This is a genomic window from Ideonella lacteola (assembly GCF_038066555.1).
In the GTDB taxonomy this organism is placed as follows: Bacteria; Pseudomonadota; Gammaproteobacteria; order Burkholderiales; family Burkholderiaceae_C; genus Ideonella; species Ideonella lacteola.
In genome coordinates, this window is record NZ_JBBUTG010000003.1 from 145,322 (window position 1) to 165,159 (window position 19,838).

Annotated in this window: 16 protein-coding genes and 1 tRNA gene; 12 read left to right on the top strand and 5 right to left on the bottom strand. The window is 66.8% G+C overall.

Annotation, left to right across the window (positions count from 1 at the left end; translation table 11 throughout):
• Positions 1-45: 45 nt before the first annotated feature.
• The 3 genes from argG to AACH06_RS06415 all read right to left on the bottom strand — a co-directional run bounded on the left by argG (position 46) and on the right by AACH06_RS06415 (position 3,128).
• Positions 46-1,398: an argininosuccinate synthase gene (gene argG / locus AACH06_RS06405; RefSeq protein WP_341424820.1), complete on the bottom strand. Its 1,353-nt coding sequence runs from the start codon at positions 1,396-1,398 to the stop codon at positions 46-48.
• A gap of 74 nt (positions 1,399-1,472) precedes the next feature.
• Positions 1,473-2,063, bottom strand: a complete 591-nt coding sequence (locus AACH06_RS06410; protein ID WP_341424821.1) for a hypothetical protein — start codon at positions 2,061-2,063, stop codon at positions 1,473-1,475.
• A 126-nt stretch (positions 2,064-2,189) separates the two neighbouring features.
• Complete coding sequence (locus AACH06_RS06415; RefSeq protein WP_341424822.1) at positions 2,190-3,128, bottom strand: ketopantoate reductase family protein; 939 nt, start codon at positions 3,126-3,128, stop codon at positions 2,190-2,192.
• An 83-nt stretch (positions 3,129-3,211) separates the two neighbouring features.
• Between AACH06_RS06415 and AACH06_RS06420 the strand changes: the two genes are divergently transcribed.
• From AACH06_RS06420 to AACH06_RS06450, 7 genes are all read left to right on the top strand, one after another.
• Complete coding sequence (locus AACH06_RS06420; protein WP_341424823.1) at positions 3,212-4,333, top strand: AEC family transporter; 1,122 nt, start codon at positions 3,212-3,214, stop codon at positions 4,331-4,333.
• Positions 4,334-4,474: 141 nt separating this feature from the next.
• Complete coding sequence (locus AACH06_RS06425; protein WP_341424824.1) at positions 4,475-6,934, top strand: hypothetical protein; 2,460 nt, start codon at positions 4,475-4,477, stop codon at positions 6,932-6,934.
• A 79-nt stretch (positions 6,935-7,013) separates the two neighbouring features.
• Positions 7,014-8,294, top strand: a complete 1,281-nt coding sequence (locus AACH06_RS06430) for a glutamate-5-semialdehyde dehydrogenase (protein WP_341424825.1) — start codon at positions 7,014-7,016, stop codon at positions 8,292-8,294.
• Positions 8,291-8,899, top strand: coding sequence for an arsinothricin resistance N-acetyltransferase ArsN1 family B (locus tag AACH06_RS06435; RefSeq protein ID WP_341424826.1), 609 nt, complete (start codon positions 8,291-8,293; stop codon positions 8,897-8,899). Before AACH06_RS06430 ends, AACH06_RS06435 begins: the two co-directional genes overlap by 4 nt.
• Positions 8,899-9,600, top strand: a complete 702-nt coding sequence (gene queC / locus AACH06_RS06440; protein WP_341424827.1) for a 7-cyano-7-deazaguanine synthase QueC — start codon at positions 8,899-8,901, stop codon at positions 9,598-9,600. The genes AACH06_RS06435 and queC overlap by 1 nt, the downstream gene beginning before the upstream one ends.
• A complete protein-coding gene (locus AACH06_RS06445; protein WP_341424828.1) occupies positions 9,600-10,172 on the top strand; it encodes a LemA family protein in 573 nt (190 codons plus the stop codon). Before queC ends, AACH06_RS06445 begins: the two co-directional genes overlap by 1 nt.
• A 120-nt stretch (positions 10,173-10,292) precedes the next feature.
• Positions 10,293-13,157 (top strand): TonB-dependent receptor domain-containing protein, encoded by a 2,865-nt coding sequence (locus AACH06_RS06450; protein WP_341424829.1) that lies wholly within the window; start codon positions 10,293-10,295, stop codon positions 13,155-13,157.
• A gap of 90 nt (positions 13,158-13,247) precedes the next feature.
• Here AACH06_RS06450 and AACH06_RS06455 read toward each other — a convergent pair whose 3' ends face one another.
• Both AACH06_RS06455 and folE read right to left on the bottom strand, forming a co-directional pair.
• A complete protein-coding gene (locus AACH06_RS06455; RefSeq protein WP_341424830.1) occupies positions 13,248-13,673 on the bottom strand; it encodes a BLUF domain-containing protein in 426 nt (141 codons plus the stop codon).
• A gap of 87 nt (positions 13,674-13,760) precedes the next feature.
• The gene (folE, locus tag AACH06_RS06460; protein WP_341424831.1) at positions 13,761-14,507 is read right to left on the bottom strand and encodes a GTP cyclohydrolase I; all 747 of its coding nucleotides are present in this window, start codon (positions 14,505-14,507) and stop codon (positions 13,761-13,763) included.
• Positions 14,508-14,635: 128 nt separating this feature from the next.
• Between folE and rsmB the strand changes: the two genes are divergently transcribed.
• From rsmB to AACH06_RS06485, 5 genes are all read left to right on the top strand, one after another.
• Entirely contained in the window at positions 14,636-15,991 is a 1,356-nt protein-coding gene (gene rsmB, locus AACH06_RS06465) for a 16S rRNA (cytosine(967)-C(5))-methyltransferase RsmB (RefSeq protein WP_341424832.1), read from the top strand.
• Positions 15,992-16,009: 18 nt separating this feature from the next.
• Positions 16,010-16,600 (top strand): DUF4390 domain-containing protein, encoded by a 591-nt coding sequence (locus AACH06_RS06470; protein ID WP_341424833.1) that lies wholly within the window; start codon positions 16,010-16,012, stop codon positions 16,598-16,600.
• 83 nt (positions 16,601-16,683) lie between these two features.
• A complete protein-coding gene (locus AACH06_RS06475; RefSeq protein ID WP_341424834.1) occupies positions 16,684-18,951 on the top strand; it encodes a sensor histidine kinase in 2,268 nt (755 codons plus the stop codon).
• 45 nt (positions 18,952-18,996) lie between these two features.
• Positions 18,997-19,719 carry a response regulator gene (locus tag AACH06_RS06480; protein WP_341424835.1) on the top strand — a complete coding sequence of 241 codons (723 nt, stop codon included), beginning with the start codon at positions 18,997-18,999 and terminating at the stop codon, positions 19,717-19,719.
• A 27-nt stretch (positions 19,720-19,746) separates the two neighbouring features.
• Positions 19,747-19,822, top strand: a tRNA-Phe gene (locus AACH06_RS06485).
• The last annotated feature ends 16 nt before the right edge of the window (positions 19,823-19,838 follow it).

The window sequence follows — 19,838 nt, forward strand, 5'->3', positions numbered from 1 at the left end:
AAGGGACACCGCGCGGGTGTCCCTTCTCAGCAGACGGCCGCCGTTTCAGTCGGCCAGCGGCCCATCCCCGCCGGTCAGCAGCGGGATGCTGCCACCCGAGGCCGCGCCCAGCAGGCCGGTGCGGGTGTAGATGCCCAGCTTGTCGCGCGTGTCGGTGATGTCGAGGTTGCGCATCGTGAGCTGGCCGATCCGATCGGCGGGTGTGAATGGGGCGTCTTCAACCTTTTCCATCGACAGGCGCTCGGGCGCGTAGGTGAGGTTCGGGCTCGACGTGTCCATGATGGAGTAGTCGTTGCCGCGGCGCAGTTCCAGCGTCACTTCGCCGGTGACGGCGCGGGCGACCCAGCGCTGCGCGGTTTCGCGCAGCATCAGGCACTGGGGGTCGAACCAGCGGCCCTGGTAGAGCAGGCGGCCGAGGCGGCGGCCGTTGATGCGGTACTGCTCGATGGTGTCTTCGTTGTGGATGCCGGTCACCAGCCGCTCGTAGGCGATGTGCAGCAGCGCCATGCCCGGCGCCTCGTACACCCCGCGGCTCTTCGCCTCGATGATCCGGTTCTCGATCTGGTCACTCATGCCGAGGCCGTGCCGGCCGCCGATGCGGTTGGCTTCCTCGAACAGGGCCACCGCATCGCTGAAAGTGCGTCCGTTCAGCGCGACGGGCAGGCCTTCTTCGAAACGCACCGTGACCGTCTCGGCCTTGATGGCGACCTCGTCTTTCCAGAAGGCCACGCCCATGATCGGATTGACGATGTGCATGCCTTTGTTCAGGAACTCCAAGTCCTTCGCTTCGTGCGTGGCACCGAGCATGTTGGAGTCGGTCGAATAGGCTTTCTCGACGCTCATCTTGTAGTCGAAGCCGTTGGCGATGAGGTACTCGCTCATCTCCTTGCGGCCGCCGAGTTCATCGATGAACAGCTGGTCGAGCCAGGGCTTGTAGATGCGCAACGACGGATTGGCCAGCAGGCCGTAGCGGTAGAAGCGCTCGATGTCGTTGCCCTTGAAGGTCGAGCCATCGCCCCAGATGTTGACGCCGTCTTCGCGCATGGCGACCACCAGCGCGGTGCCGGTCACGGCCCGGCCGAGCGGGGTGGTGTTGAAGTAGGTCGCGCCGCCGGTGGAGATGTGGAAGGCGCCGCACTGGATGGCGGCAATGCCTTCGGCAACGAGCTGCGCGCGGCAGTCGACGAGGCGGGCGATTTCAGCGCCGTAGGCCCTGGCCTTGCGGGGAATCTCCTCGTAGTCCGACTCGTCGGGCTGGCCGAGGTTGGCGGTATAGGCGCACGGGATGGCGCCCTTGGAGCGCATCCAATGGACGGCGGCGCTGGTGTCCAGGCCGCCAGAGAAGGCGATGCCGACGCGTTCGCCGGCGGGAAGCTTTTGCAGGATGGTGGCGGCCACAAGTTTCTCCGGGATAACCCGTCGATTTTAGGGGGGCGCCACCTCGCTGCGGGCCGCGCGAGGGCCCGTGCCGTTCAGAAGCGGTAGCTGATGCCCAGGCCGCCGTGGCTGCCGTCGACCTTGCCGCCTTCGAGGTAGTTGCTCTTGAACTCTTCGTTCACGTAGCGCAGGAAGATGCTGGCGTGCTCGCCGAAGAGGTACTCACCCTGCAGCACGAAGCCGATGCTCGAACGCATGTTGAAGTCCGGGGCGATCGAGTTGCCTGCGCCCGAGGTCTCGAAGCGCGAGTTCAGGGCCTTGCGCAGGCCGCCGCCCAAGCGGATGTTCTCGTTGGCGTTCCAGAATCCCAGCACTTCCAGCGGCACGCGCGAGAAACTCAGAGAGCCGTTGTCGGCGGACACGCGGTCGAAGTGGTAGCCGATGGTCGTTTGGATGGCGTAGGCGCCGCTCGGATCGCGGTACTCGATGCCGCCGAACAGGTGCGACAGGCCGCCGCTGGAGATCTTCTCGTTGGAGCGGTCGCCTTCGAACTCGACCTCGACCAGCGTCTTGCCGCCGCCGGTCAGGGTGAAGCCGATGACCGGCGCGATGCCTTCGGCGGCGAAGGTGGGGGCTGCGGCGGCCAGCGCCAGGGCGGCGGCGGCCAGGGTGTTCTTGACTTGCATGTGTTCTCCCTCCGGGATGTTGGGGCGGCCGCAATGGCCGCGTGGCACTGAATGCGCACCCCTTACATCTGGGCACGCGGCCGGCATGCTACTCGCCAGAATCGAGGGTTTACGTGATGTTGCAAATCAGCCACGCGCTGGCTCATGAGAAGTGTCGAGGCGTGCCTCGTGGAGCCTCACCAAAACATGCAACGCCCGGTTGGCCGGCGTCGCCACGCCCAGCGCTTCGCCGCGGCGGACGACCAAGCCGTTGAGGTGGTCGATTTCGCTCCGCTTGCCGCGCATCAGGTCTTGAGCGGTCGAAGAGAACTGTCCGGGCATGGTCTCGGCGATGCGCAGCACGGCCGGCCATGGATCGGGTACGCGAACCCCTTCCGCGGTGGCCACGGCCAGGCATTCGGCCACCACCGCCCGCATCAGGGGCAGCACGCCCTCGTGCCGGACCAGTGGGCCATAGGGCAGGCGGCTCAGTGCTGACAGGGCGTTGTAGGCGCTGTTCAACACCAGCTTGCTCCACAGAGCAGCCTGCACATCGTCCGCCAGCTCCACCGGCACCGCGGCCCTGGTGAAGACGGCCTGCACCTGGTCGGGCGCTGGCTGGCCGGGGCGCGGGGTCCACCGCGCGATCACCAATTCACCGCGGCCATGGTGGCGAACATGGTCCGGCGCGACCATCTCGCTGGCCACGTAGACCACCGCGGGCGCCACGAGCTGGGAAGGTCGCAATGTCGCGGCCAGTCGGGGTGCGTTGTCGACCCCGTTCTGCAGGCTGAGCACCACCGCATTCGGGCTCAAGAAGGGCGCCATCTGCTCACCTGCCGCCTCGGTGTCGCCCGACTTCACGCAGCACAGCACCAGATCGCAAGCCGCCAGATGCTGGACGTCATCGGTGGCTTCGATGCGAAGGCGTTCATCGAAGGCTTGGGCCTGCAGACGCAAGCCTTCGGTCGTCAGCCGTTCGACCTGGGCGGGGCGCCCGACGAAAAGCACCTCGACGCCGGCTCGGGCCAGCATCGCGCCGTAGTAGCCACCCACCGCCCCCGTACCCATCACGCCCACTTTCATGGGGCCACCATACCTGAACGCGAAGACGCCCTCGAACAGCGGCACGGTGACCACGCCAACGCTTTTCTCCCGGCGACCGGACTGTGGAGACCACCGACGGGCCGAGCGACGTTTGCCGGCATCATCGGGCACGCCCAGATCCTGTCCGACCGGGCGCTGGGGTTTGCCGACACATTCGGCGGCGCCGGATTCATCGTCCCGAGGGCCCTCACACGTTGTCGACCGTCATCGTCTCCAAGCTGCTGGCGATCATGCTGATCGTTGGCTTCGGCTATGTGGCGGGAAGAATGCGCTGGCTGGGCGGGCCCCAGATGGAGCCGGCGCGCGTCTTGTCGAACGCGGCGTTTTTCCTCTTCGCTCCGGCATTGTTCTTTCGCACGACCGCCCGCCTCGATCTGGCGGCCGTGCCGTGGCCCATGGTGGCGGCGTTCTTTGTTCCTGTTGTCGCGATGATGCTGGTGCACTACGGCGCCCAGCGATGGCGCCGGCAGGCACGTGGGCTGCCGTCCGCCGCGCCAGCGGTTCGCGCGCTGACGGTCGCCTTCGGCAATTCGCTGCAAATCGGCATTCCCATCGCTTCCGCGGTGTTCGGCGAAACCGGTCTCGGGCTGCATCTGGCGCTGATCAGCGTCCATGCGCTGATCCTCCTGTTGGTGGCCACCACGCTGGTGGAGCTGGATCTGGCTCGCGAGCACTCCCACGGGCCCGATGCCGGCGGCCTGTTCGGCATTCTTGTCACGACGTTGCGCAACACGGTGGTGCATCCCGTCGTGCTGCCGGTGCTGGCCGGCATGGCCTGGCAGTTGACGGGCTGGCCCTTGCCAGAGCCGGTGGATGAGGTCTTGCAACTGCTGGGTTCGGCCGTGGTCCCGCTGTGCCTGACGCTGATCGGCATGTCGCTCGCCTACATGGGTTTTCCGACGTCGTTGCGAGGGGCCATCGGGCTGACCGTGCTGAAGCTGGTGATTCAGCCTGCGTTGGTCTGGCTGGTGGCGGCGTCCGTCTTCCGCCTGGGCGGTCTGCCGCTCCAGGTGATCGTGATGCTCGCGGCTTTGCCTTCCGGCACCAACGCTTTGATGTTCTCCCAGCGCTACCGTGCACAGGAGGCTGAAACCACGGCGGTCAACGTGATCTCGACCCTGGCTTTTGCAGTGACCGCCCCGATCTGGCTGGGGCTGCTGAACGCGTTCAGTAACATTCACTGACGATCCATCGGCGGGTTGTCCCCCAGGCTGCGCAGTACCCGCGATGGCTGCGGCGTGAAAGAATGCCGCCTTGTCGGCGCCGGCCGAAAAGCGGCGCCATTCGCCGTTGGCGATGCCGTCGGCGCGCCGTACAGAACCTCCATGGACAGTCGAACCACCCCGTCGGAAACCACCGCCGTCGCCGAGCCGCGGTTCGATGTGTTCATCCGTCTGCCGCGGGGCATGACCCCCGAAGAGGCCCAGCGCCGGGTGGAAATGGCCGGCCTCACGGCGGCGCAAGGTGCCAACATCTGTGCGGCGCTGCGCCAGGTGCCGGTGGTGCAGGTGCGCAAGTCGATCGACGAGTCGCGAGCCCGCAAGACCGAACATCAGCTGAGCCTGGCGGGCCTGAAGGTGGAGGTTCGCCGGGTGCCGACAGCGCCGCACGCTGCGCCGCCTTCACCGCCTATCCCCGACGCGTCTGCCGAAGAGCCGTCCGATGGCTCGCCCGGCGTCAACCTGTGGTCGTTCTCCGTCACGGGCGTGGCACCGGCCTCCCCGGCGCGCAACGCGGCTGATCGACCGTCCGGCGCCGCCGCGTCATCCCCGCCAAGGGCGCCTGCCGCGACAGCGGCCCCCACGCCTGCGGTGTCGGCACCGCTGCAGGGGGCAGATTTGCGGGCCTTTGCGTCGCCGGTCTCGCAGCTCTCGTCGGCGGCACCGGCTCGTCCGGCGGGTGCCGCGCCCGCGGCGGTGCTGGCGCCAACGCCTGTCGCCGCGGCGACCGTGACGCCGCAGGCCGCGCCGGCTCCAGTCGCACCGGCGCCGGGGCCCGCCCCGCGCTCGGCATCGACGCCCAGTTTTTCGTCGGTGTTCACGGCGCCGCTGCCCGCGGCCGCATCCTCACCGGTACGGCATGCCGCGGCGCCGCCGGCCCCGCCGGCCGTGCCCGTTGCGGAGCGGTCGGCATCCACACCGCCCCGTGCTCAGGCTGCCCGGGCGCAGCCGCTGGACGAGGATCCGGAAGATTTCGAGTTCAACCTGCGCGATCCGTCCGAAGAGGACACGATCATCGCGCCGTACACCACCCGGCCGCAGGCAGATCCGGACGAGTCGTTGCCGCCGCCGGCGGCCAAGAGCCCCGCGGCTCGCCGCGCGCGCCCGCGTTGGGCCCCGTGGCTGTGGGCCGCGGCACTGGTGGCGCTGGGGGCGGCCGGGTTCACCCTCGGGCGGCTTTCGCTGCCGTGGACGGCGCCCCCCGAACCGCAGATCAACACGACCCAGTCGATCGACAAGGTCTTGACGGCCGTCGGTGCGCCGCCGGCGATGTCGCCGGTGCCCGCGTCGAGCGCCTCCAGCGTCGATTCCGCAGGCGGCGCCGATGCGTCGGGCTTGGCGCCCGATTCGCTGACGCAGATTGCCAAGGCTGAGCGAGCCCAGGGGCGCGGCATGACCTTGGAGCAGGCGGTCGCCCAGATGCAGGGCGCGAAGGTCAACGCTGGCCTGCTGCTGCCGGGCGATCAACTGCCCGCGAAACTGGCGCAAGCTGCGGCGTCGCCGACCTCTGCCGGCCCCTCGGCCCAACCCAACGGCAGCGCGTCGCCGTTGCCGGCATCACTGCGTGCCACTCTGATGGCGGACATGGCCGTCGAATTGGCCGCGTTCGGCCAGACGGGGCGGGCCAAGGAGGTGTTGTCGCGATTGCATGCCGATGCCGGGCTCACTGGTGACCCTGCGGTCGGTGCGAGTGCTCGCCGTGCCGAGGTGCTGCTCGCCGCCTGGGGTTTGCGCGATGCCGCCGTCACGACGATCGACCGCCAGATCGGCGCGTTGCGCACGCTGGTGTATGGCATCGAATCGCCGGCGGCCCGCGCTGCACTGATGGGCAGCGTCGCCACGATCTTGGCCCGGCACGACAACGTGCCCGATGCGCTGGCACTTGCCTTCCTGGCCGACGCGGGTGAGGCGCTCAAGAGCGTCGCCGACGGATCTCAGCGCCAGGTGGCCATCGACGATTGGCTGGTCGACACGGGCGACCTGTTGCTGGCCCAGCTCGCACGGCACGCACGCCTGGGCCGTTGGTCCCTCGCCCAATCGTTGGCTGGGCAGCTCGACACGCTCGCGGGGCAGGCGCGCAGCCCCCACGCGGTCTTGCTGCTCCAGGCCTTGCGGGCACGCGCCCAAGAGCTCATGGGGCAGCCGGCCAAGGCCGAGAAGCTGTTGGCCGAGGCGCTGAAGGTGTGGCAACAGCGCGGCACCCCGGCCCGGCAAGCCGAAGAGCTGCGGGCACTCGCCAGCCGCACCGGAGGCATCGGCCAGCCGATTCTGTTGCAGGTCACGGCCCAATTGGCCACCGCGGCCGATGCGCTGCATGGCGCCGACCGGGCCCGGGCCTTGACGCAGCTGGCGCTGATGCAGGCCGAGGCGGGCGAGGCCGAGCGCTTCGAGGCGTTGAAGGCCATGCTTCGCCAGTCGCCGGAGGCCGCGCGGCCAGAGCAAGCGGCGTTGACCGCACAGCTGCTGGTCAGTGGCGAACTGTCGGCGGCCCGTGCCGAGCAGCGCAGCGGAGCGTTCGGCCTCGCCGAGGCGCGGGTGCGCAAGGTCGCGGCGTACCTGCTCTGACGCTGGCGGCGGGCGCGGACGCCGCGGCGCCTCGGTCGAGTGACATGCGCGCGGCCGTGCTGCAGTGCAAAATCGGGCGATGACCGCGCACGATATTCCTGCCTACATGGCGCACCTGGGCGCCGCGGCGCGCGCTGCGAGCACGCGGATGGCGCGTGCCGGCACGCGCGAGAAGAACACCGCTTTGTCCGAGTTGGCTCAGCGCTTGCGCGCGGCCGGGCCCGCGTTGGCGCAGGCGAACGCCCGGGACATCGCCGCTGCCGAGCAAGCGGGCCTGGCTGCCCCTATGGTCGATCGGCTGCGCCTGACCGGCCAAGTGATCGAGACAGTGGCCGAAGGCTGCGAACAACTCGCCGCCATGCCCGATCCGATTGGTGAGATCACCGGCGTCAAACGGCGCCCGAGCGGCATCAGCGTCGGCCAGATGCGGGTGCCCCTGGGGGTGTTCGGCATGATCTACGAGAGCCGGCCCAACGTCACCATCGAGGCCGCGTCATTGGCCATCAAGAGCGGCAACGCCTGTATCTTGCGCGGCGGTTCAGAGGCCATTCACTCCAACATGGCGTTGTGGCGCCTGGTTCAGCAGGCGCTCGTGGCCGCCGGTCTGCCCGCGGAAGCGGTGCAACTGGTCGAGACCACCGACCGTGCCGCCGTAGGCCGCTTGATCGCGATGCCCGAGTCGGTCGACGTCATCATTCCCCGCGGCGGCAAGGGGCTGATCGAGCGCATTGCGGCGGAAGCCCGTGTGCCGGTGATCAAACACCTGGATGGGAACTGCCATACCTACGTGGACGCCGAGGTGGATCTGGATTTGGCTGTCACGGTGACGGACAACGCCAAGACCCAGAAGTACAGCCCCTGCAACGCGACCGAATCGCTGTTGGTTCACGCCGCCAGCGCGCCAGCCTTCCTGCCGCGTATGGGTGCCGTCTTCGCCGCCAAGGGGGTGGAGATGCGATGCTGCGCTCAAGCGCGTGCGCTGTTGTCGGGTGTACCGGGCGCGGTGCTGGCCGACGCGACCGACGCCGACTGGGCCGAGGAGTACCTCGCGCCGGTCATCAGCGTGAAGGTGGTGGCGAGCCTGGATGAGGCCATTGACCACATCAATCGTTTTGGCTCGCACCATACCGATGCCATCCTGACGAACCACCATCCGAACGCGATGCGCTTCTTGCGCGAGGTGGATTCGGCCAGCGTCATGGTGAATGCGAGCACGCGGTTCGCCGACGGATTTGAGTACGGCCTGGGCGCCGAAATCGGCATCTCCACCGACAAGTTCCATGCGCGCGGCCCGGTGGGTTTGGAGGGGCTGACGTCGATGAAGTGGGTGGTGCTGGGCCAAGGGGAGGTGCGTCAATGATTCGTCTGGCCACCGAGGCCGATGCGACGGCCATCGCAGAGATCTATGCACCGTTCGTGCGCGGCACGCCCGTCAGTTTCGAGACCGTGCCGCCGTCTCCGGCCGAGATCGCGGAGCGCATCGTGCAGACCCTTCCACGCTGGCCCTGGCTCGTGTACGAAGCCGATGGGCAGATCGCGGGCTACGCCTACGCCAGCGCGTTTGCGCAGCGGGTCTGCTACCGGTGGTCGGTGACGACGACGGTGTACGTGCGCGAAGGTCATTGGCGCGGAGGCGTGGGCCGCCGCTTGTACTCGGCTCTGCTCACCCTGCTCGCCCAGCAAGGGTTTCGCAGCGCCTTTGCCGGCATCACCTTGCCCAACGAGGGCAGCGTGGGCTTGCACAAGGCCATGGGGTACGAGCCGGTGGGTGTCTACCGCGATGCCGGCCACAAGCTGGGTCGCTGGCACGACGTGGCCTGGTTCCAGCGCGCTCTGCAGCCCGGCGCACCGCGGGTGGAGGCGCATCCCTCCGAGCCGGTGGACGTGAAGGCGGTGCTGGCCGTGCAGGCGCCGCTCTGGGCCGATACCGAGTGGTCGATCGGTGGTGCGGGAGGGGGCGCGTGATGCCGAGCCGACACGCCCTGGTGCTGTTTTCCGGGGGGCAGGACTCCACCGTCTGCTTGGCCTGGGCCCTGAGCCGATTCGAGCGCGTCGAGACGATCGGTTTCGACTATGGGCAGCGTCACCGCATCGAGCTGGAGTGCCGAGGGGTGGTGCGCCAGCAGATCGCGGCCCAGTTTCCGTCGTGGGCACCCCGCCTGGCTGACGACCACCTGCTCGACCTCGCTCTGCTGGGTCAGATTGGCGACAGTGCGCTGACGAGCGAGCGTGCCATCGAGATGCAGGCCAATGGACTGCCCAACACCTTCGTACCTGGGCGGAACCTGCTGTTCCTCACCTTCGCCGCGGCGCTGGCCTATCGGCGCGGCTTGAGTGTGCTGGTCGGCGGGATGTGCGAAACCGACTACTCGGGCTATCCCGATTGCCGAGACAACACCCTCAAAGCGATGCAAGTGGCGTTGTCTTTGGGCCTGGACACTCCGCTCACACTCGAAACTCCGTTGATGTTCCTGACCAAGGCCGACACCTGGGCGTTCGGCCAGCAACTCGGCGGAGCTGCATTGACCGACCTGGTGGTCGAGCACACGCACACCTGCTACCTCGGAGAACGCGGCCAACGCCATGCGTGGGGTTATGGCTGTGGTGAATGCCCCGCCTGCTCGCTGCGAGCGGCTGGCCATGCGGCCTGGCGGGCGGCCGCATAGTGGAGCCCGGCGTTTTCGAATCCACCGCCTGGCTGCCGCTGCTGCTCAAGCTCGGTGGGGGGGGCGTGTTGTTGTTCTGGATCGTCGGCGCTTACAACCGCCTGGTTCGGTTGCGCGGTGCCATCGGCACGGCTTGGTCGCAGATTGACGAACTGCTGCAGCGCCGCAGTGCCTTGCTGGAGTCCCTGGCAGATGCCGTCCGCGAGCCTCTGGCCGACGAAGGCGTGACACTGGCCGCCCTGATCCAGGCCGACCAGCGTCAGCGAACGGCGGCGCAGGTCGTGCGATCGCGTCCCTCGCACGCGCCGGCCCTGGTCGCCTGGGTACTGGCCGAGGCTGAATTGGCCTCGCCCCTGGCGCGACTGCAGGCCCTGATCGAACAGCGCTCGGAACTCGCCATGAGCGAACCGGTACTGCCGCTGCAGCGCCAATTGATCGAACTCGGCCCGCGCCTTGTGTACGCGCGCCAGCTCTTCAGCGATGCGGCCGAGGCCTATAACGGTGCGCTCGAAGAAATCCCTACCCGGGCGGTGGGCCGGCTTTTCGGTATGCGGTCGGCATCGCGCTTGTAGGTAAAAAACGACGCCGCCGCCGCAGAATCGGCGTCAAACATCCAGTGCGGTCAACAAATATCAGCCGTTTTGCTGAATAGGTATTAACCCGAAGTTCCGCGGCGGGGAATGTTGCTTAGCGTGAACGGTTCTTCAACCTTTCGTGAACGCTTTCCCATGCCACATCGCCCCAAGGCCGCCCGCCCAGCGATCCGGCGCACCGTTTTGGCGCTTGCCTGCGCCAGCGTCGCGTCGGCCGCTTGGAGCCAGGAAGACACCACCAATCAGCCTGCCGCCCAAAAAATCGAGGTGACCGGCTCCCGCATCAAGCGCATCGATGCTGAAGGCGCATCGCCGGTTCAGGTACTCAAGCGCGAAGACATCGAAAGGACCGGTGCTTCCACCGTCCGGGAGATGTTGGCCACTTTGTCCAGCGCCACTGGCAGCTTGGATGACATCGGCGGTAGCAACTCCTTCTCGCCCGGCGCATCGTCGGCGTCTCTGCGCAATCTCGGCAAGCAAAGCACGCTGGTGCTGTTGAACTCGCGTCGCGTCGCTGCCTACCCGCTGGCGGACTTCAGCGAAGTCTTCAGCAACCTCGACACCTTGCCGCTTGAGGCAGTCGACCGCATCGAAGTGCTCAAGAGCGGTGGCTCTGCGCTTTATGGCTCCGATGCGGTGGCCGGCGTGATCAACATCATCACGCGCACCAGCTACCAGGGTCTGCAAGTTGACGCCAATGCGCAGCAGTCGATCGAGAACGGCAAGTTCCAGAGCCATAGCGCGTCAGTGACAGGTGGCTTCGGCGACATGGGCGCCGATGGCTACAACGTGCTGGCCAATCTGGAGTACTACCACCGCTCCAGCTTCTTCTGGAACGAGATCCTCGGTTATGTGAACCCGAAGTACGCGGAGTTCTCCAGCGGCTTCGGTACGCCTTCCAGCTACGGTTACCCAGGCACGGTGATTGGCGTGGGTCCGGTGCCGGGTTGCACGACCGAAGTCAGCGGCCTGTGCATGTACGACCGCTATCAGCGATTCGAAGTGGTCCCAGAAACGGATCGTACGAACTTGCTGGTGTCGGGCCGGATGCGTCTCGGTGAAGATCTCACCGGATTTGCGGAGGTCCTGTACTCGCATATCCAAGCGACCTATCAGAGGGCCTATCAGCCCTATGGGGTCCGAATCGGACCGACGACTTGGGGTGATCCGCTGACCAGCGGCAGCAAGATCTTCTACCCGCGCGGTTTGCCCGCCGGTCACCCGTTGAACCCGACCGGTGAAGAGATCGAGTTCCGCTATCGCTTCGCCGATGCGCCTGCCCAAGAAGTGGCGACCACCGACCAGTACCGGGTGCTGGCGGGCCTGCAAGGGGCTTGGTCCGACTACGACTGGGAAGTTGCGGCGGGCGTGATGGGGGGGCAGACCAAAGACAAGCAGCGCGGCGCGTTCTCCGACAGCGGCTTCAAGGAGGTGATCGGTGATTACAACGCCGACGTGCTGGCCCCCGACTTCTTCAACAAGCCCAATGGCTATCGAATCGGGCAGAAGAACAGCGATGCTGTCCTGAGTCGGTTGTTCCCCACGTTTGGATACACCGGCGACACGACGCAAACGTTCATCGACGGCAAGATCAGCGGCGATATCGCCAAATGGAGCGCCGGAAACGTAGGCTTGGCCACGGGCTTCGACCTGCGGCACGAGAAGATGACGATCTCCCCGACCGAGAACCTGAGAACGGGTGACATGGTCGGCTTTGGCGTCAGCGCATCCGATGCGTCGCGCTCTTTCGGTGCGGTCTTTGCTGAGCTCAGCCTGCCAATCCTGAAGACGCTGGAAGCCCAAGTCGCCGGGCGGGTGGACCACTTCCCAGGGTTCCCAACGCACTTCTCGCCGAAGGTCGGATTGCGGTACCAGCCCATCCCGGAGTTCCTGGTTCGCAGCACCTACGAAGGGGGCTTCCGCGCGCCGAACCTGACGGAAAGCGCTCAGTCGACCAAGTTTGCGTTCGACCCGGGTATCGACGACCCGAAGCGATGCCCGCAGGCGCTTGAGTTGGCTGACGATCTGGTGGCTCAAGCTGACGCGCTGCCGGACACGGATCCCAACAAAGCGCTGCTGTTGGCCCGGGCGGACAACGCACGTCAAAACGAATGCGGAACAAGCGTGGCGATCGTCACCGCCAACAACCCGGATCTGAAACCGGAAACCTCACGCTCGTTCACGCTGGGCATCGGCTTCCAGCCGATCCGCAACTGGAGCGCCACCGTTGACTACTGGAACATCCGCCGCAAGAACGAGATTGGCCTGAAGTCGACCCAGGATCTGCTCACGGTCGAGGACACGCTGCCCGCCAACACGATCACGCGGGACACCGTGGCGAATGATCCTACGTTCACGGCTGCTGAGCGTGCCGCGTACGGTGTGAGCGTTGGGGCCCTGCAGTCTGTTCATGGCCAATTCGAGAACCTGCTGCAGACCAAGACTGCCGGTGTCGACATGTCGGTCAAGGGCGAAGTCGCGACGCCCATCGGCCCTGTCTCCATGGACGTCGATGCGACGTATCTGCTGAGCTACTACGCCTGGAGCACAACCCGCAACGGATGGGGCGATAACTTGGCTGGACGCTACACCTTCCCGCGTTGGACGGTGAACTTCACCACCGGGCTGAAGACTGGCGACTTCTCACAATCTCTGCGCTACGCCTGGAACAGCAGCACTGCGTTGCAGTATGACTTCGACGACTCGACGTGGTCGCCGGAAGGTTGTGCTGACAACGGCTTGACTCCTGGCCAGTGCAAGGTGAGTGAGTACAGCCGCTGGGACTACTCGGTGGCGTACACCGGCATCAAGAATCTGGTGCTCGGTGTGCATGTTCGCAACGTGTTCAATCAACGTCCGCCAGTCGACCTGCGCGACTTCGGCTTTGGCGGGATCATCCCGTCCAGCTACGAAGACGCCCAAGGCCGCATGTTGAAGCTGTCGCTGCAGTACAAGTTCATGTAAGCCTCAAGGCGGGCGCCTTAAACGCCCGCCCCGGCAAGCAGAAGGCGCCCGTGGGCGCCTTTTTTCATGCAGATTCCCCTGGTCGGCGAACTAGCCCTGGCACACCACCGCCGCCGTGGCGACGAGTTCGTCGAACAGGGCGACGGCGGCTTTGCCGGGCACAGCATAAGGGTCGAGCGCAGCGGTTTCGGAGTACTTCAGCATCAGCGCCGGGTTGAGGCGGGCGAGGTTGACCTGGCCCATGGCCCAGCCGGCGAAGCGGCGTTCGCTGATTTCTTCGTAGGCGAGCAGCGTCACATCGGTGTGGCGACCGTCGGTGACGATGCGGTTGTAGAGCCGGTTGACGGCGGTGCGGCCGCCTTCGAGCACCTGGATGAACAGGTCGCCCGAGCTGCACAGCACGCCGGTGATGCCGATCTTTGGATTGGCCACCCGCGAATGCCGCAGGATCTGAGTCAGTTCTTCAGGGTCGAGCGGCTTGGCCGCACGGCTGGCGTACATCAGGCGCACGAGCATGTGTGGCCTCCTTGGGCAAGAGTCGAGCAAGTCGAGCCGGCCGGGACGCGGCGGTCGACGGGGCGAAGAAGTCGCAGGATCAACACTTCACTCCTTCTTCGACAGCAAAGACAGGAACTCGCGGCGCAGGGTCGCATCCTTCAGGAAGGCCCCGCGCATCACGCTGTTGGTCATGGCCGAGTCGTTGTCCTTGACGCCGCGCCACTGCATGCAGAAGTGGTCGGCTTCCATCACGATGGCCAGGCCGTCGGGCTTGACGCGGTCTTGCAGCGCGTCGGCCAGCATGATCACCGCTTCTTCCTGGATCTGGGGGCGGGTCATGATCCAGTCGGCGATGCGGGCGTACTTTGACAAGCCGATCAGGTTCGAATGCTCGTTGGGCAGCACGCCAATCCAGACGCGCCCGAGGATCGGGCACATGTGGTGCGAACACGCACTGCGCACGGTGATCGGCCCCACGATCATCAGCTCGTTCAGCCGTGAGATGTTCGGGAACTCGGTGACCGATGGCATCGGCTGGTAGCGGCCGCGGAACACCTCGTCGATGAACATCTTGGCCACCCGTTTGGCCGTGTTCTGGGTGTTGTGGTCGCTGTCGGTGTCAATCACCAGAGCCTTCAGCACCTCGCTCATCTTGGCCGCGACCTCGGCCTTCAGCTCATCCAACTCGCCTTCGCGCACGAAGGCCGAGATGTTGTCGTTGGCGTGGTAGCGCCGATCGGCACCGATCAGCCGGTAGCGAATCCGCTCGGAGGCAGGCAGGCGCGCCAGATCATCTTCACGCAAGATGAGCGCCGGCACGCGCGGCGAATCGGGGGGGGTGTCTGGGTCCATGCGAACGCCTTGCGGGCTGCGTATTGAATCGAAGATTGTCAGCCAGCCCGTCCAACCTTGCTCGGGCCGGGTGCTTAGCGCCGCCGCGAAGGCACGGTCGGGCGTGTCTGTCTGGTTAGACTCCCCCGGTGAACGCCGTTGCCTCCTCTGCCGCCCCCCCCGCGGGCTCGCCGCCTTTGTCCCGCCTGCTGGAACTGGCCGCTGATGCGGTGCAGGCGGTGTTGGCGGGACGGTCATTGACCGAGGTGCTGGCCGCCTGCCCATCGGCTGCGCGCCCCGGAACGCAGGCGCTCGCCTTCGCCGTGCTGAGGCGCTGGGGCAGCGCGAGCGCGGCGCGCCAACAACTGGCGCCGCGCACGCCGCCGCCGGCGGTGGAGGCGCTGCTTACCACGGCGCTGGCGCTGTTGTGGCCCAGCGAAGCGCCACCGTATCCCGACCACACGTTGGTGGACCAGGCGGTGACCGCCGCCCGCAGGAAAGTGCCGGCGGCCGCCGGTTTCATCAACGCGGTGCTGAGGCGATTCATTCGCGAGCGCGCGGCGGTGGTCGAGCAAGCGGGCCACAGCGTGCTCGGGGCCTGGAACCACCCGGCGTGGTGGGTGGAGCGGCTGCGGCACGATTGGCCAACCCACTGGCAAGCGCTGCTGGCGCAGGCCCAACACCATCCGCCGATGGTGTTGCGTGTCAACACGCGCCGCCTCGGGGTGGCTGAATACCACCAGCGCCTGGCGGACGCCGGCATCGTGGCCCGGCCCGCCGCGGGCCCGGGGCACGAGCAGGCGCTGATACTGAACCAGGCCTGCCCGGTGGATCGATTGCCGGGTTTCGCCCAGGGCGACGTGTCGGTGCAGGACTTGTCCGCGCAGCGGGCAGCCTCGCTGCTGATCGGTTCGGGCCTGCCCCCAGGGGCTCGCGTGCTCGACGCTTGCGCAGCACCCGGCGGCAAGACCGCCCATCTGCTCGAACTGGCGCCGGAGCTGAACCTGGTGGCGCTCGACGCCGATCCCGCTCGGCTGGCCCGGGTGGATGACACCTTGCGGCGCCTGGGCTTGTCGGGGCCGACGGTTCGCACACGGGCTGCCGACGCGCGACATGTGGCCAGTTGGTGGGACGGTGAGCCTTTTGACGCGATCTTGCTCGATGCGCCGTGTACGGCCTCGGGCATCGTGCGGCGGCACCCCGACATCCGCTGGCTGCGACGGCCGGACGATGTTCGCGCGCTCGCCGCCATCCAGGCGGAGCTGCTGCAGGCCTTGTGGCCGCTGCTCAAGCCTGGCGGGCGTCTGCTCTACGCCACGTGCTCGATCTTCGCCGCCGAGGGCGCCGAGCAGATCGACGCGTTTTTGCAACGCCTGAGGCCTGAAGCTGCCCACCAAGCCGCGGACTCTCCCGGCCACCTGCTGCCGCTCGCAGACAATGCTTCGACAGACCCCGAAGCGCCCTTGGCCGACGGGTTCTTCTACGCCCTGTTGCACAAGCCCTAGAACAAGCCGACTGTCGTTGTGAACCGCGCTGCCACGGCCTTCGCACCCGCTGCACACCGTGTCATCCGCGCGGTGGTCGGCGTGCTGTGGCTGTGGGCGGCGATGCTGGCCGGCCCCGCCCGGGCAGACGGCAGCATCGAGCTCACCACCTTCGATGTCAGCCGGTCCGATGGGCTGGTGCTGGTCGATTTCGTGGCCAAGCCGGTGCTCAGCAAGGCAGTCGAGGATGCGATGCAGCGTGGCGTGCCGGTCTACTTCGTGGCTCAGGCGGCGCTGTACCGTTCGCGCTGGTATTGGCGCGATGAACGGGTGGCTCGGGTGACCCGCACCTGGCGGCTGTCTTACCAGCCGCTCACCTCCAACTGGCGCCTCGGCTTCGGGACCTTGAGCCAAAGCTATGCCACGGCGGAGGAGGCGCTCGACATGGCGGCGCGGGCATCGCGCTGGAAGCTGGCCGAAACCGACCAGCTGGAGCCGGGCGAAAAGTACTACGTCGAGTTCAGCTACCGGCTGGACAACAACCAATTGCCTCGCCCCATGCAACTCGATCTGGCCGCCCAAGCCGACTGGCAGTTGTCGGCCGAGCGCAAGGTCAAGCTCGAGCCATGATCCGCCGCGTCCTCGGTGTGTTGTGGCGCACCCTGACAAGGCCTGCGCAGGCCCCGGGCTCGGCCTAGCCGACGCATCGCGCCATGAAAGTCTCGAAGCGCTGGGGCTGGGGTGTGGCCCTGCTGGTCGCCGCCGGGCTGGGGCTGGTGCTGGCCTTTGTCCTGTCGCTGCTCGCGCAAGGGCCGAGCCGGTATGAGCGGCACTTCGTGTGGCTCTTCTGGGTCAATGCGGCGGTCGCCACCTTCTTGCTGTTGTTCCTCGTCGGCGCGAGCGTGCGCCTGGCGATCCGCTTTCGCCAGGGCAAGTTCGGCAGCCGGCTGCTGTTGAAGCTGGCCGGCATCTTTGCGCTCGTCGGTGTGCTGCCTGGCGCACTGATCTACACCGTCAGCTACCAGTTCGTGTCGCGCAGCATCGAGGCCTGGTTCGACACGCGCGTCGAACGGGCGCTCGATGCCGGCCTGGCGCTGGGCAAAGACACCCTCGCCGCGCTCGCTGCCGACCTGGAGTCGAAGACACGCACGGCGGCCGAACGCATGGCCGATCGCGGCGTCGTCGCCAACACGCTGGCGCTGGAGCGGCTGCGTGAGCAGCTCGGCGCTGAAGAGGTGACGCTGCTCGGCGGCGACGGCAAGGTGAAGGTGACGGCGGGCAGCAGCGCGGCGCTCGGCACGGACCGGCCGGCGGTGTCGCTCTTGCGGCTGGCCAAGTTGCAGCGATCGGTGAGCCAGATCGAGGGCCTGGAGGACGAGATCAGCGTCACGTCCGGCACCTCGGGCGCCAAGGTGCGGGCGCTGGCCGCTGTCCCGTCGGTGAGTGTTTCGCTTGCCGACGAAGAGCGCACCTTGATGGTCGTCCAGCCCTTGCCGCGCGCACTCACCGGCAACGCCCTGGTGGTGCAGGCCGCCTACCGCGAGTACCAGCAGCGCATCCTGGCCCGCGAAGGCCTGCGGCGCATGTACATCGGCACCCTCACGTTGTCGCTGGTGCTGTCGGTTTTTGGCGCGGTGCTGCTGGCGGTGGTGCTCGGCAATCAGCTTGCGCGACCGTTGCTGATGCTCGCCGAGGGGGTCAAGCAGGTCGCGGCCGGCGATCTGGGGGCCAAACCCGTGTTCGCCTCGCGCGACGAGATTGGCGGCCTCACGCGCAGCTTTGCCGACATGACCGAGCAGCTTGGCAGCGCCAGGGCGCAGGCCGAGGCCAGCCTGCGCCAGCTCGACAGCAATCGGACCCGGCTGCAGACCATCCTCGACAACCTCACCGCCGGTGTGATCGTGTTCGACCGCGAGCGCCACATCGACACCGTCAACCCCGGCGCCACGCGCATCCTTCGCGCACCGCTTTCCGCCTACGTGGGACGCAGCCTGAATGAAGTGCCCGGCCTGGGCGAGTTTGCCCAGGGTGTTTGGCAGCGATTCGAGTTGCACCAAACCAGCCCCGAGGACGGTGAACGCGATCACTGGCAAGACGCCTTCGAGTTGCGCCTGACCGGCCGGGAAGACCACAGCATCACGCTGCTGGTTCGCGGCGCGCCGTTGCCTGGCAAGGCGCGTCTGATGGTGTTCGACGACATCACCGAGGTGGTGTCGGCCCAGCGCACGGCCGCCTGGGGCGAAGTGGCGCGTCGTCTGGCGCACGAAATCAAGAACCCGTTGACGCCGATCCAGCTGTCTGCCGAACGGCTGCAACACAAGCTCGAAGCCAAGCTCGCCGAGCCGCAGGATCAGGCGATGCTGAACCGCGCGGTCACCACCATCGTTTCGCAAGTGCAAGCGATGAAGCAGTTGGTCAACGAATTCCGTGACTACGCACGCCTGCCGGCGGCGCAGCTGCAGCCGGTGGATCTCAACAGTCTGGTGTTCGAGGTGCTGGCGCTGTATGGCGACGCACAGGACAAGGGCGTGCTGGTGGCGCAACTCGAAGCGCACGCTCCACCGCTGCGGGGCGATCCCACGCAGCTGCGCCAAGTGATCCACAACCTGGTGCAGAACGCCCTCGATGCCTGCAGCGGCCGCGCCGACGCCCGGGTGGTGCTGAGCACCGAGCTCGAGCGCCATCCCGATGGCCGAGCGCGGCTATTGCGGTTGAAAGTGACCGACAATGGGCCAGGGTTCGCCGAAAAGGTGCAAAAGCGCGCCTTTGAACCTTATGTGACCACCAAGAGCAAAGGCACGGGCCTGGGGCTTGCCGTGGTCAAGAAAATCGCCGACGAGCATGGTGCCAGCGTGCGCATCGTCAACCTGCCCCCACGAGACGTGGGGGGTGACGGTGGGCCGGCCGGCGCGCAGGTTTCGTTATCATTTTCGAGCTTCAGCGAACAGGGACAACGCGCGGACCCGCCCGCAGCTGCCTGACCGGCTTGTGTATCGCCGGTAGGGTGCCGGGGTCTGCGGACATGCATGGCAACGATTCTTGTAGTGGACGACGAGATGGGCATTCGTGCCCTCCTGTCGGAAATCCTCAGCGACGAAGGTCACACCATCGAGCTGGCAGAGAACGCCGCCCAGGCTCGCGCCACGCGCGAACGCCTGCGGCCCGATCTCGTCCTGCTCGACATCTGGATGCCTGATGTCGATGGCATCACGCTGCTCAAAGAGTGGGGCGCGACTGGCCAGCTGAACATGCCCGTCATCATGATGAGCGGGCACGGCACCATCGACACCGCTGTCGAGGCCACCAAGTACGGCGCGATCGCCTTCCTGGAAAAGCCCATCACGCTGCAGAAGCTGCTGCGGGCGGTCGAGCAGGCATTGGCGCGCACGCCGTCCAAGCCGCCGGCGGCAGCGCCGGTGTCGCTGATGTCAGCGCCTCAACCGATGCTGGGTGCCGGCCACGGTGATGTGTTGATGACGGTCGAATCGGCCATGACCGGCGGCATGGGCCTGCCCGTGATGCCTGCCGATTTGGGGCCGCAATCCGAGCAGAGCTTCGATCTTGACCGCCCGCTGCGCGAAGCGCGCGACGCCTTCGAGAAGAGCTATTTCGAGTTCCATCTGGCCCGTGAAAACGGCTCGATGACCCGCGTGGCTGAGAAGACCGGCCTCGAGCGCACCCACCTGTACCGCAAGCTCAAGCAGCTCGGTGTCGACCTGTCGCGCAATCGCCGTGGTGGCGCGGCTTGAAGCCGTGATATACTCTTTGGCTTTCCTGGCCTGGTAGCTCAGTTGGTAGAGCAGCGGATTGAAAATCCGCGTGTCGGTGGTTCGATTCCGCCCCAGGCCACCACTCACTGTTTTCGGCG